General features: G+C 72.8%; 9 protein-coding genes. 1 reads left to right on the top strand and 8 read right to left on the bottom strand.

Going from position 1 to position 12,061, the window contains the following annotated elements:
- Positions 1–10 precede the first annotated feature (10 nt).
- Genes C1N81_RS01770 through C1N81_RS01760 form a run of 3 tightly spaced genes read right to left on the bottom strand, consistent with a single transcriptional unit; the run spans position 11 to position 2,228 of the window.
- Positions 11–751, bottom strand: coding sequence for a thioesterase II family protein (locus C1N81_RS01770; RefSeq protein WP_394425992.1), 741 nt, complete (start codon positions 749–751; stop codon positions 11–13).
- Complete coding sequence (locus tag C1N81_RS01765; RefSeq protein ID WP_394425990.1) at positions 748–1,998, bottom strand: cytochrome P450; 1,251 nt, start codon at positions 1,996–1,998, stop codon at positions 748–750. The genes C1N81_RS01770 and C1N81_RS01765 overlap by 4 nt, the downstream gene beginning before the upstream one ends.
- Positions 1,995–2,228 (bottom strand): phosphopantetheine-binding protein, encoded by a 234-nt coding sequence (locus C1N81_RS01760; RefSeq protein WP_394425988.1) that lies wholly within the window; start codon positions 2,226–2,228, stop codon positions 1,995–1,997. Before C1N81_RS01760 ends, C1N81_RS01765 begins: the two co-directional genes overlap by 4 nt.
- A 306-nt stretch (positions 2,229–2,534) precedes the next feature.
- Between C1N81_RS01760 and C1N81_RS01755 the strand changes: the two genes are divergently transcribed.
- Entirely contained in the window at positions 2,535–4,046 is a 1,512-nt protein-coding gene (locus C1N81_RS01755) for an FAD-dependent monooxygenase (RefSeq protein WP_394425986.1), read from the top strand.
- 15 nt (positions 4,047–4,061) lie between these two features.
- Here the strand turns inward: C1N81_RS01755 and C1N81_RS01750 are convergent, their stop codons facing one another.
- From C1N81_RS01750 to C1N81_RS01730, 5 genes are all read right to left on the bottom strand, one after another.
- Positions 4,062–5,288 carry a cytochrome P450 gene (locus tag C1N81_RS01750; protein WP_394425984.1) on the bottom strand — a complete coding sequence of 409 codons (1,227 nt, stop codon included), beginning with the start codon at positions 5,286–5,288 and terminating at the stop codon, positions 4,062–4,064.
- A 272-nt stretch (positions 5,289–5,560) separates the two neighbouring features.
- Positions 5,561–6,340 carry a thioesterase II family protein gene (locus tag C1N81_RS01745; protein WP_394425982.1) on the bottom strand — a complete coding sequence of 260 codons (780 nt, stop codon included), beginning with the start codon at positions 6,338–6,340 and terminating at the stop codon, positions 5,561–5,563.
- 68 nt (positions 6,341–6,408) lie between these two features.
- The gene (locus C1N81_RS01740) at positions 6,409–7,410 is read right to left on the bottom strand and encodes a threonine ammonia-lyase (protein WP_394425980.1); all 1,002 of its coding nucleotides are present in this window, start codon (positions 7,408–7,410) and stop codon (positions 6,409–6,411) included.
- Between the two features lie 31 nt (positions 7,411–7,441).
- Complete coding sequence (locus C1N81_RS01735; RefSeq protein ID WP_394425978.1) at positions 7,442–8,176, bottom strand: thioesterase II family protein; 735 nt, start codon at positions 8,174–8,176, stop codon at positions 7,442–7,444.
- A gap of 74 nt (positions 8,177–8,250) precedes the next feature.
- Positions 8,251–12,057, bottom strand: a complete 3,807-nt coding sequence (locus tag C1N81_RS01730) for a non-ribosomal peptide synthetase (RefSeq protein WP_394425976.1) — start codon at positions 12,055–12,057, stop codon at positions 8,251–8,253.
- Positions 12,058–12,061: the final 4 nt, after the last annotated feature.

Raw genomic sequence — 12,061 nt, 5'->3', positions numbered from 1 at the left:
GGTCCTGCGGTCACGGCCAGCGGGTCAGCAGGCCGCGCAGGTCGTCCGGTGCGTCCATGAAGTCGTAGTGGCCGCCCGCGAGCACACGGAACTCGACGGAGTCCGCGTACCGGCGCCAGCCCTGGAGGTCGTCGAGGCGCACGTCGGCGTCGTCGCGCCAGTGCAGGACGACGACGGGGCAGTTGAGCGGCGCCGGTGTCTCGCGCCGGTAGGCGAGGGCCGCCGCGGTGTCCCGCAGCAGCACCATGAGGCCCAGGTCGAGCATGTCCTCGCGCGGTGCGATGCCGCGGCCCCGGAGGAACGACTCGACCTCGGCGCGCAGTTCGGGCTCGGTCATGGTGAGCATCCGGTCGCGCGAGGCGTCGTGCGGCGCGGGCTGCCCGGAGACGAACAGGGCCTGCGGGGTGGGCAGTCCGGCCTCGGCGAGCCGCAGGGCGGTCTCGTAGGCGGGGACCACGCCGGAGCAGTGCCCGAAGAACGCGAACGGCCGGTCGAGCAGCGGCGTCAGCGGTTCGACCAGGGCGTCGGCGAGAGCCTCGTAGGTGCCGTAGTGCGGGTGGCCGAGCCGGTTCTCGCGGCCGGGGAACTGCACGGGGCAGATCTCGACGCCGTCGAGCGCGGTCGGCCAGGCGCTGAACGCCGACGCCCCGGACCCGGAGAAGGGGAAGCAGAAGAGGCGCGCGGCGTGGTCGGCGGACGGCGGCCGGACGAACCACGGCGAGGGGGCGAGCGTGGAGGGACCGGTCGTCATGGCGTCCGCCGTTTCTGCGCGGTGAGGGGGAAGCGGGTCAGTCCGGAGATGAAGTACGAGCGCAGGTGCTCGGGCTCGCCGGCGGGTTCGAAGGACGCGAACCGCTGGAGCAGCTCCTCGAAGAAGATCCGCAGGGTGATCCTGGCCAGCGGGGCGCCGATGCAGAAGTGCGGCCCGAAACCGAAGGCGACGTGGCGCTTGGCGTTGGGCCGGGTGAGGTCGAAGGTGTGCGGGTCGGCGAAGAGCCCGGGGTCCCGGTTGGCCGCGCCGATCCAGGCGACGACGGCGGCGCGGGCCGGGATGGTGCCGCCGGGGAGTTCGACGTCGTCGACGGCGTAGCGCATGAAGTTGCAGGCGGCGGAGGTCCAGCGCAGCCCCTCCTCGACGAGGTTGGGGATCAGCGTCGGGTCGGCCTGCGCCTTGTCGAACTGCTCGGGCCGCTCCATGAGCGCCTGCACGGTTCCGGAGACGGTGTGCGGCGTCGTCACGTTGGCGCCGAGCAGGATGCTGTACCCGTCGAGGGCGATCTCCTCGTCGGTCAGCGGGGCGCCGCCCGCGCGCACGCTCATCAGGTGGTGCAGGAGGCTGTCGTCCTCGATGCCGGTGGCGCGGCGGCCCTTGACCCAATCGGTGACGTAGGCGACCAGTTCGTGGTGGGCGATGGCGAGCGTGGTGGGCTCGTTGCCGATCTGGAAGTGCGGGTCGGAGGGGGCCGTGACCATCGCGGTCAGCTGGACGAGCTCCTCCCAGTCCGCGGCCGGGATGCCGAGGAGCGGTCCGGTGACCATCGCGGGGAGCAGCAGCGCCCGCTCGGCCAGGTCGAACACCTCTCCGTCCAAAGCCGGTTCGAGGAAGCGGACCACCGTCGCGCGGATGGAGTCCTCCCAGGACTTCACGGCGCGGGCGGTGAGTCTGGTCCCGAGCGGCCTGCGGACCTCGGTGTGCCGGGGCGGGTCGGTGGACGTGAGGAGCTTGCCCGCGGCCGGGTCGTCGATGCCGACGTGGGTCGGGGTGGTGCCGCGCTCCGAGGTGAACTCGCGGTGGTCGCCGAGCACCCGGCAGACGTCCTCGTACCGGGTCACCGACCAGAACTCCCGCCCGCCGGGCAGGGCTTGACGGTGCACGGGGGCCTTCTCCCGCAGGACGTCCCAGACGGGGTGCGGATCACCGGAGGAGTAGAGGTCGAGATCGAACAGGTCGAGGCCGTCGAGGTCGACGTCGCGCGCGGGTCCCGGCGTCAGCCTCACGCCGCCGCCCTCCCCTGCTCGATCAGGGCGGCGACCCGCGCCGGGGTCTGGGCCAGGTAGAAGTCGCGCACCGAGAGCCGTACGCCGTAGTCCTGCGCCACCTGGTCGATGATCTTGATGCCGGACAGCGAGTTGCCGCCGAGCGTGAAGAAGTCGTCGTCCACCCCGACCTCGGCGCGTTCGAGGTGCTGGGCCCACAGCTTCGCGATGTCGTGTCCGAGCGAATCCATTGCCAGTCTTTCCTTCCTCCACCGACCGGGAGCACCCGCTCGTGTCCTTTTCGGTCCCGCGTGTCGCGGCCCGCCCGCCGTCCCGCCGGCGGGACACACCTCCCGTCGGGGGAGCGTCCGGGCCGGTTCCGTGGACCGAGCCTCGTCCCGCCGGCGGGACGGCGACAAGCGCCTCCGCACCCCCGCACGCCCGGGACGTGAGGTGTCTTGAACAGGTGGCGGGCCGGGCTCGACCGTGAGGGTCCAGACACCCATGCCCGGGGCGCGCGGCGCGCGGCCGGGATCACCGGGATTGAGGGGAACGACGTGGCAGAGACCGGCTGGGACACGGACGTGGTGATCGCGGGCGCCGGACCCACGGGCCTGATGCTCGCCTGCGAACTGCGGCTCGCCGGCGTCGATGTGACGGTGGTCGAGCCGCTCGCGCGGCGCTCGGGCGAGTCACGGGCCGGCGGGATCCACTCCCGCACGCTGGAACTCCTCGACCAGCGCGGCATCGTGGACCGCTTCCTCGACGAGGGCGAACTGCAGCCGGTCGGCCACTTCTCCGGCCTCTACCTGGACTTCGACGAGTCCGAGTCGCGCCACCCCTACCCGCTGATGATCCTGCAGTCCGCCGTCGAACGGCTCCTGGAGGAGCGCGCCGACGAGCTGGGGGCGCGGGTGCGCCGCTCGTGCGAGGTGAGCGGCCTCGTACCGGACCGGGACGGAGTCACGGTCGAGCTGCGCTCGGGCGACACCGTGCCCGCGCCGCTGCGCGCCCGCTACCTGGTGGGCTGCGACGGCGGCCGCTCCACGGTGCGCCGCCTCGCGGGCATCGGCTTCCCCGGCACCGACGCGACGATGACCGCGCTGATCGGCGACGTGGAGGTGCCCGAGCTGCCCGAGGACTACGTGTGGGTGCGGCGCACCCCGGCGGGGGACTACTCGGCGATCGCGTTCGAGCCGGGCTGGCACCGGGTCATCACGTCCGAGTTCGACCGGGTGGCGGGGCGCGACGAGGCCGTCACCTTCGAGCAGCTGAAGGAGTCGATGGTGCGGGTCGCGGGCACCGACTTCGGGATGCGCAACCCGCGCTGGGTCTCCCGGTTCAGCGACGCCGCGCGCCAGGCCGACCGGTACCGGGCGGGCCGGGTGCTGCTCGCGGGCGACGCCGCGCACATCCACTTCCCGGCCGGCGGGCAGGGCCTGAACATGGGCGTGCAGGACGCGGTCAACCTGGGCTGGAAGCTAGGCGCCGTGGTCCGCGGCGACGCCCCGGACGGCCTCCTCGACACCTACCACGCCGAACGGCACCCGGTCGCCGAGCGGGTCCTGCAGAACACGCGGGCGCAGTCGGCGCTGGTGCGGCCCGGACCGCAGACGGACGCGCTGCGCGAGGTGTTCGGCGCGCTGATGGTCTTCGACGACGTCAACCGCTACCTGCGCCATCTGCTGACCGCGCTCGACCTGCGCTACCCGGTCGACGGGGACCATCCGCTCGCCGGGCGGCGGGTACCGGACGCCGACCTGAAGACGCCCGAGGGCGTCGTGGGCGTCCACGAACTGCTGCACGCCGCCCGGCCCGTCCTGCTCGCCCTGGACGGCGGCGCCTGGGCGGCGCGGGCGGCCGGTGGCTGGACCGACCGCGTCGACGTGGTCGAGGCGCACAGCGAGGACGACCACTGGCCGGTCCCCGCCGTCGGCGACGTGCCGGCGCCCGCCGCGCTCCTGATCCGCCCCGACGGCCATGTGGCCTGGGCCGCCGACGTCGACGAGGCCCCGGACGCGGCGGCGCTGCGGGCGGCGCTCACCACCTGGGTGGGGCCCGGCCGGTGACCGCGGCGGCCCGGCCTACCGCCCCGCCGCCTCCCAGGTGACCGGGAGCGCGTGGACGCCGTAGATGTTCATGTCGGTCCGCAGCCGCACCTCGTCGGCGGGGACGGCGAGGCGGAGCGTCGGGAAGCGGCGGAGCAGTCCGTCGAAGCCCGCGCGCATCTCGATGCGGGCCAGTTGCTGGCCGAGGCACTGGTGGACGCCATGGCCGAAGCCGAGCTGGCCGCGGGCCTTGCGGTGGACGTCGAGGGCGTCGGGGTCCTCGAAGCGGCGCGGGTCGCGGTTGGCGGCAAGCAGGGAGACGACGACCGTGGAGCCCTTCGGGATCGTCTCGCCGCCCAGCTCGATGTCCTCCGTGGCGTAACGGTAGAAGATGTCGGCGACGGAGAGATAGCGCATGATCTCCTCGACGGCGTCCGGCATCAGGCCCGGGTCGGCGCGGAGTTCGGCGGCCTGCGCGGGGTTCTCCAGGAGCGCGAAGGTGCCGAGGCCCAGCTGGTTGACCGTGGTCTCGTGACCGGCGATCAGCAGCAGGAAGGCGATGCCGACGAGCTCCTCGACGGTGAGGTCGTCCTGGCGGGCCAGGTCGGACAGGAGGTCGTCGTCCGGCGCCGCGCGCTTGGCGGTGACGAGTTCGGCCAGATACGTCGTCAGGCCGGTGTAGGCGGCCATCTTCTCGTCGAGGGCCACGTCCCGCTCCATGAAGGTGGCCGAGTTCTTCTGGAAGTCGCCCCGGTCCTCGTAGGGGACGCCGAGCATCTCGCAGATCACGAGGAGGGGCAGCGGCAGCGCGAACTCCCTGACCAGGTCGACCGGCGGGGTCATGCGCTCCATCGCGTCCAGCTGCCGCTCCGCGATGGCGACGATGTGCTCCTCCAGCGTCTTCATGCGTTTGACGGTGAAGGCGCCGATGAGCTTGCGGCGCAGCCGGCCGTGGTCCGGCGGGTCCATGCTGATGAACATGCCCGGGATCTGCGGGGAGGGCTCGGTGACCGGGGGCATCCCCGGCACTTCGTAGGGGACGTGCAGCGGGCCGAGGTCGAGGCGGGAGCTGAACCGGGTGTCGGCGAGGAGTTGGCGTACCTCGTCGTGGCCGGTGACCAGCCAGCCCTCGTGGCCGTCGGGGAAGAGCAGCGGGCTGACGGGGCGGGCGTCGCGCAGTTCGGTGATCCGCCGGGGCGGGTCGAAGGGGCCTGCGTCGCGCTCCATGGGGAGGCCGGTGGGGACCGGGACGGTTCGGCTCACGGGCTTTCCTCTCCTGCGGGGGCTGTGATCCCACCATGGCACACCCATGGCACCACTGCGGGCCAAAGTGGCACCCGCGCCCCGCTCCGCCCGATGCACAACCCCTTCTTCGGCCAATGAACGGGCGTGTCCCGTCGCCCAGTTCAGCCGCTATATCCAGACACAACCGGCACAACTCCCCCGTGTGGGCCCGTAAGGACCAGGCCGAAACAGGGGGCGCCGGAACGGCTCGTTATGACACCACCGCTGCGCCATCATGGCGCCACCGGTTTCTACGCGCCGGGCACCAGCGTCCCGGCCGCGCCCCGGACGGCGCCCGCGAGGATCTCGTTGACCGCCGCGCCGTGCTCGTCGAGGTAGAAGTGGCCGCCCTGGAAGACGTGCAGGCCGAATTCCGCGCTGGTGTGCTCCCGCCAGGACTCGGCCTCGGCGAGGGTGGTGTGCGGGTCGTCGGTGCCGACCAGCATCGTGATCGGGCAGTCGAGCACACCGCGCGTGCGGGGGTGGGTCTCGATGGCCGTGTAGTCGCCCCGGACGGCCGCGAGGATGGCGGCCCGCAGGTGGGCGTTGTCCAGGTAGACGGGGTCGGTGCCGCCGACCAGGAGCAGCTCCTCGACGAGTCCCGCGTCGTCGCGGCGGTGGACCGTGCCGCCGCGCAGCAGGGAGGGCGGCGGGTAGCCGGAGGCCACCAGGTGGACGGGCGGGGCGCCCGCATCGTCCTGGTAGCGGCGTGCGACCTCGAAGGCGAGGACCGAGCCCATGCTGTGGCCGAAGAAGACGAGAGGCCGGCCGTCCTCGGCGCGCCGCAGCGCCGCGTAGGCGAGGTCGGCGAGCTCGGCGAGGCTTTCGACGCAGCCCTCGGCGCGCCGGTCCTGCCGCCCCGGGTACTGGACGACGAGCGTGTCCAGGACCGGCGCGAGCGCCTCGGACAGGCCGTAGAAGTAGCTCGCCGCGCCTCCCGCGTGCGGGAAGCAGACGAGGCGGAAGTCGCTGGCGTCGTTGGGGTGGAAGCGGTGCACCCACTGCCCGTCGTAGGTCCTGGACCCTGTCATGACCGGCCTTTCCGTGTGTCTGTGCGGGGACGTGTACCGAGGTGTCGCGGGAGCGTGTGTGCGGAGGTTCAGGAGTTCAGGAGCCGCGCCACGAGGGCCGTCTCGACGTTGCCGCCCGAGACGAGGACGCCGATGTCGCGGGCGCGGCCCTCGGCGGCGAGGCGCAGCGCGCCGGCCACCGCGGTGGCCGCGGCCGGTTCGATGAGCAGCCGGGCGTGGACGAGCACGAGGCGCAGCGCCTCCGCGATGGCGCTCTCCTCCAGGGTGAAGACCCCGGCGACCGCGTCGTGCGCCAGGTCGTAGGGGAGCTGGCCGATGCGGTCGGGCCGCAGGCCGTCGGCGATGGTGGGCCGCGCGTCCACGGTGACGGGGCCGCCCGCGCGCAGCGCCGCCGTCAGGGCGGGGACGGCGGCGGGTTCGGCGCCGTAGACGTCGATGCCCTGCCCCGCGGTGGCCAGGCACGCGCCGGCCAGCGCGCTGCCGCCGCCGACGGGCAGCACCACCGCGTCCAGGGCGCCGCCCGCCGCCGCCACCTGGTGCAGCAGGTCGGCTGTCGCGGTGCCCTGCCCCGCCACCACGTCCAGGTTCTGGTAGGGGTCGATCTCGTCGTAGCCGCGGGCGCTCCTGACCTCTTGGAGGACCGCGATCCGTTCGGCGAGGGTGGTGCCCGCCTGGAGCACCTCGGCGCCCGCCGCGCGGATGCGCCGCACCTTGGTCGGCGCGGCGTCGACGGGCAGCACGAGGACGGCGGGGAGCCCGTGCTGGGCGGCGGCTATGGCCACGGCGATGGCGTGGTTGCCGGTGGACTGCGCGACGACGCCGGGGCTGCCCGCGGCGACGAGGCGCTCGACGGCGAGGAGCGCGCCGCGCATCTTGAAGGAGCCGCCGCGCTGGAGGTTCTCCGCCTTCAGCCACAGCCGGGCGCCGGCCACGCGCTCCAGTTCGTCGCTGCGTACGACGGGCGTCTGGAGCACACGGCGCGCGATCCGGTCCCGGGCGTCGTGCACGCCTTCGTAACTGAGCAGCAGCGGCTGCTCGGCGACGGCCACGAGGTTCGCGCCGATCGGCATGATGGGTCTCCGTTTCTCCGGGTCGCCGGGGTCAGTGCCCGTGCGCCGACTGGGCCTCGATCACGTCGAGGACCTCGCGGCCGCTGTCGACCAGGTACATGTGGTCGCCGGGGAACTCCTCGTAGGTGAAGGCGCCCGTGGTCGCGGACTGCCACTGGCGGGCCTCCTCGGCGGTGACCAGGCCGTCGCGGTCGCCGCGCAGCGAGCAGACCGGCACCGTCAGCGGTGTGTCGGTGCTCGGCACGTACGCCTCGTGCATCGTGCAGTCGGCGTGCAGCGCGGGCAGGATCAGCTCGCGCATCTCCGGGTGGTCGAGCGCCTCGTGCCGGAAGCCCGCGAACTCCTCGACGCGGGCGAGGAACTCGTCGCCGCTGAGGCCCGCCGCCCGCCGTTCGCGCTGGGTCCAGGGGCCCGGCGAACCGCTGACGACCAGCCGCTCGACGTGTACGCCCCGGCTGGTCAGCAGGTGGGCCAGCTCGTAGGCGAGGACCGCGCCGAGGCTGTGCCCGAAGAGGACGGTCCGCGCGCCCTCGCCGAGGTCACGGGCGATGGTGTCGATCTCGGCCTTGGCGGCCTCGACGACGTTCTGGTACGGCTCCTCCAGGAACCGCCGTTCCCTGCCGGGCAGTTCGACCGAGGTGACCCGCCACCGCCCTGCGGACAGCTCCCGCCAGGGGTGGAAGAAGGAGGGGCCTGCTCCGGCGAACGGCACGCACAGCAGCGTGGTCCGGTCGCCGTCCTGCTCGGACCTGCCGGGTCCTGTCATGTTTGATCCACCCCGATCGTCCATGGGAAGCATGGGAGAGTCCGTCGTTGCGGTCGCGTGCGCGCGGGGCCCGGTCATGCCGCCAGCCTGCGGTTGATGACCTCGAAGACCTCGGCCACGGGGCCCGGCATGTGCATCTCGTGGTGCACCGCGCGCACGTCGTGCACCTCGATGTCCCCGAGCACGTACGGCCGCCACAGGTGCGCGTAGGTCTCGTCCTGCAGCGTCGCGCTGAAGAAGACGACGTCGCCGCGGTAGACCGGCGACTCGAAGTCCATCATCAGCGTCGTGTTGTTGGTCAGCACCTTCGCCATGGTGTCCAGGAAGTCGCCCTGGTTGCCGGTGCCGATGTACTGGCCGAAGTACTCCTCCAGCTCCCCCCGGTAGTCGGACTCCGTCTTGCCCGCGTGGATCTCGGTGAAGCCGTGGCCGCCCGGCTGCGAGTCGAGGATCGCCACGAAGGAGATCTCGTGCCCGCGCCGGTCGAGGGCGGCGGCGACGGCCTGCACCACGGTGCCGCCGTAGGACCAGCCGATGAGGTGGAAGGGCCCCTCGGGCTGGATCTTCAGCATCTCGGTGACGTAGTCCTCGACCATCTCCTCCACCGAGCCGGCCAGTTTGTCCTTGCCGTCGGAGCCGCGGGCCTGCAGGGCGTAGGCGGGCCGGTCCTCGACGTGCAGGACGAAGCTGAAGTAGGCCCAGCCGAGGCCGCCGCCGCCGTGGAAGAACCACACCGGCTCCTTGCCGGTGCCCGGGTCGGCGTTGAGCGGCAGCACGACGGAGAACGGGTCGGCGAGCTCCACGGGGATGTCGCCGGTGAGCAGCAGCGCGGCCAGCTCGGCGACCGTGGGGAACTTGATGATGGTCTTGAGCGGCACGTCGACGCCGAAGCGGGTGCGGATGCCGGCGCTGAGCCGGGTGGCGAGGAGCGAGTGCCCGCCGAGGGCGAAGAAGTCGTCGTCGATGCCGATGTTCTCGCGGTCGAGCAGCTCCGCGTAGAGCGCGCAGAGCTTCTCCTCGTGGGAGTTGCGCGGCCCGCGGCCCTGCGGGGCGGCCGTGTCCTCGGCCGGGAGCGCGGCGCGGTCGAGCTTGCCGTTCGGGTTCAGCGGGATCTCGTCGAGCGGGATGACCGCGGCGGGCACCATGTACTCGGGGAGCCGTCGGCGCAGGTGCTCGGTGAGTTCGGCGAGCAGCTCCGCGCTCCCGCCGCCCTGGCCCGTGGCGTCCGGCTCGGGCACGACGTAGGCCACGATGCGCTTGTCGCCGTCGTGGTTCTCGCGGACCACGACGGCCGCGCGGGCGACCGAGGGGTGCCCGTCGAGGGCGTGCTCGATCTCGCCCAGCTCGATGCGGAAGCCGCGGACCTTGACCTGGAAGTCGGTGCGGGCGATGTACTGCAGCTGCCCGTTGCGGTCCCAGCGCACGAGGTCGCCGGTGCGGTACATCCGGCTGCCCGCGGGCCCGAACGGGCAGGCCACGAACCGTTCGGCGCTCAGGTCGGGGCGGCTCTGGTAGCCGCGGGCCATCCCGGCCCCCGCGATGTACAGCTCGCCCTCGACGCCGCGCGGGACGGGGCGCAGCCGCGCGTCCAGGACGTACACCTGGAAGTTGCCCATGGGGCGGCCGATCGGGGCGCCCTCCCCCAGCTCGACGAGCGCCTGGGTGCACCAGGTCACGGTCTCGGTCGGGCCGTACATGTTGTAGACCTCGGTGGCCTGCTTGGCGAGGGTCTCGGCGAGGCGTACGGGCACGGCCTCCGCGCCGATGATGATGCGCAGCCCCTTCGCGGCGAGCGGGTCGTGCATGAGCAGCATCTGGAAGAAGGCGGGGGTGGCCTGCACGGCGGTGATGCCGTGGCGGCGGATCAGCGCGAGGACGGCGGCGGGGTCGGCGACGGTCTCCTTGTCCGCGACGACCATGGTGGCGCCGCAGACGAAGGGGAGGTACAGCTCGGTGTTGGCCATGTCGAAGGCGACGGTCGTGCTGAACAGCATCCGCTCGCCGGGCGCGAGCGGGAACGTGCGGCCCGCCGTGGCCAGGTAGTTGGCGACCGCGCCGCGCGGGATGGTGACGCCCTTCGGCCGGCCCGTCGAGCCGGACGTGTAGATGACGTACTGGGTGTTCTCGGGCCGGACCGTCACCCGCGGCGCCGTGTCGGGCAGTGCCGTCCAGTCGACGCCCGCGAGCGCCTCGGCGTCGAGGACGAGCACCGGGTCCGCGTGCTCCAGGATGTAGTCGATGCGGGAGCGCGGGTGGTCCGGGTCGATCGGGACGTACGCCCCGCCGGACTTGATCACCGCGAGCAGCGCCACCACCAGGTTCACATTGCGGGGCAGGCGCACGGCGACCCGGGACTCGGTCCGCACGCCCCGGCCGATCAGCCAGTGCGCCAGCCGGTTCGAGCGGGCCTCCAGCTCCTCGTAGGTGAGCGTCTCCTCCGCGCCGACGACGGCGAGCGCCCGCGGCGCGGCACCGACCCGCTCGCGGAGCGCCGCCACGAGGTCCAGGGTCGGCTCGGCGGTGTCGTTGACCTCGACGAGCAGGTGGCGGCGTTCCTGGGCGGTCAGGACGTCGACGTCGCCGACGCGCGTCCCGGGATCGGCGACGAGCTGCTCCAGGACGCGCGCGAACCGTCCGGCGACGGCCTCGACGGTGTCGCGGTCGAAGAGGTCGGTGGCGTACTGGATGTCGCCGCGCAGCGCCCCCGTGGAGTCGGTGATGACGTTGAAGAACAGGTCGACCTTGGAGGTCGAGGGGGTGGCCTGCTCGACCTCCACCTTCAGCCCGGCGAGTTCGAGGTCGGGCCGCTCGTAGTTCTGCACGCCGAGCATCACCTGGAACAGCGGCTGGTACGCCGCCGAGCGCTCCGGGTTGATCGCCTCGACCAGCGTGTCGAAGGGCACGTCCTGGTTCTCGTAGGCGGCCAGCGCCTTGTCCCGCACCTGGCCGAGGAGGTCGGTGAAGGCCGGGTCGCCGGACAGGTCCACCCGCAGGACCTGGGTGTTGACGAAGAATCCGATGAGGTCGTTGAGGGCCTCGTCGGTGCGGCCGGCGATCGAGCTGCCGATGGTCACGTCCTGGCCGCCGCCGAGCTGCTGGAGCAGGACAGCGAGCGCGGCCTGGAGGACCATCGACAGGGTCGATCCGCGCCGGTCGGCGAGGTTCTGCAGCCCGGTCGCCACCCCGGGCTCGATCACGAGGTCGACGGTGGCGCCGCGCCCGCTCGCCTCGGCGGGCCGCGGGCGGTCCAGCGGCAGGTTCAACGGCTGGGGTACGCCCGCGAGTTCCTTGCGCCAGTACTCGACCTGGGTGGCGGCGAGGCTCCCGGGGTCCGCCACGTCGCCGAGGACCTCGCGCTGCCACATCGTGTAGTCCTTGTACTGCACGGGCAGCGGCTCCCAGGCCGGGGCGCGCCCGCCGCGGCGTGCGGTGTAGGCCGCGGCGAGGTCGCGCACCAGCGGGGCGCCCGAGCTGCCGTCCGTGGCGATGTGGTGGATGACCAGGACGAGAACGTGCTCCTGGGGCCCGCAGCGGAACAGGCTCGCCCGCAAGGGGAGTTCGCCGGTCAGGTCGAAGCGGTGGGCGATGGCCTTCTCGACGGCGCCGGACACGTCGTCCGGCGCCGTCTCCGTGAGCGGCAGCTCCGGCGAGGCCTGCGCGATCGGCAGGATGCGCTGGTGCGGCTCGCCCTGGTCGTCGGTCGGGTAGACGGTGCGCAGGATCTCGTGCCGCTCGACCACGTCGCGGATCGCCGCGGCGAGGACGTCCCGGTCGAGGGAGCCGGTGAGCCGGAAGGCGGCCGCCATGTTCCAGGAGTCCGAGCCCCCCTCCAGCTGGTGCAGGACCCACATGCGGCGTTGGGCGAATGACAGCGGAATCATTGCT

This window comes from Streptomyces sp. SGAir0957, from assembly GCF_043523415.1.
The sequence above is the reverse complement of the archived record's forward strand: the minus strand, read 5'-3'. Positions and strand labels throughout refer to the sequence as shown.

What these genes read in the sequence shown, in the direction of transcription:
- C1N81_RS01770 (WP_394425992.1), bottom strand. Translation starts at nt 751, where the DNA reads ATGACGACCGGTCCCTCCACGCTCGCCCCCTCGCCGTGGTTCGTCCGG.
- C1N81_RS01760 (WP_394425988.1), bottom strand. Translation starts at nt 2,228, where the DNA reads ATGGATTCGCTCGGACACGACATCGCGAAGCTGTGGGCCCAGCACCTC.
- C1N81_RS01745 (WP_394425982.1), bottom strand. Translation starts at nt 6,340, where the DNA reads ATGACAGGGTCCAGGACCTACGACGGGCAGTGGGTGCACCGCTTCCAC.
- C1N81_RS01740 (WP_394425980.1), bottom strand. Translation starts at nt 7,410, where the DNA reads ATGCCGATCGGCGCGAACCTCGTGGCCGTCGCCGAGCAGCCGCTGCTG.
- C1N81_RS01735 (WP_394425978.1), bottom strand. Translation starts at nt 8,176, where the DNA reads ATGACAGGACCCGGCAGGTCCGAGCAGGACGGCGACCGGACCACGCTG.
- C1N81_RS01730 (WP_394425976.1), bottom strand. Translation starts at nt 12,057, where the DNA reads ATGATTCCGCTGTCATTCGCCCAACGCCGCATGTGGGTCCTGCACCAG.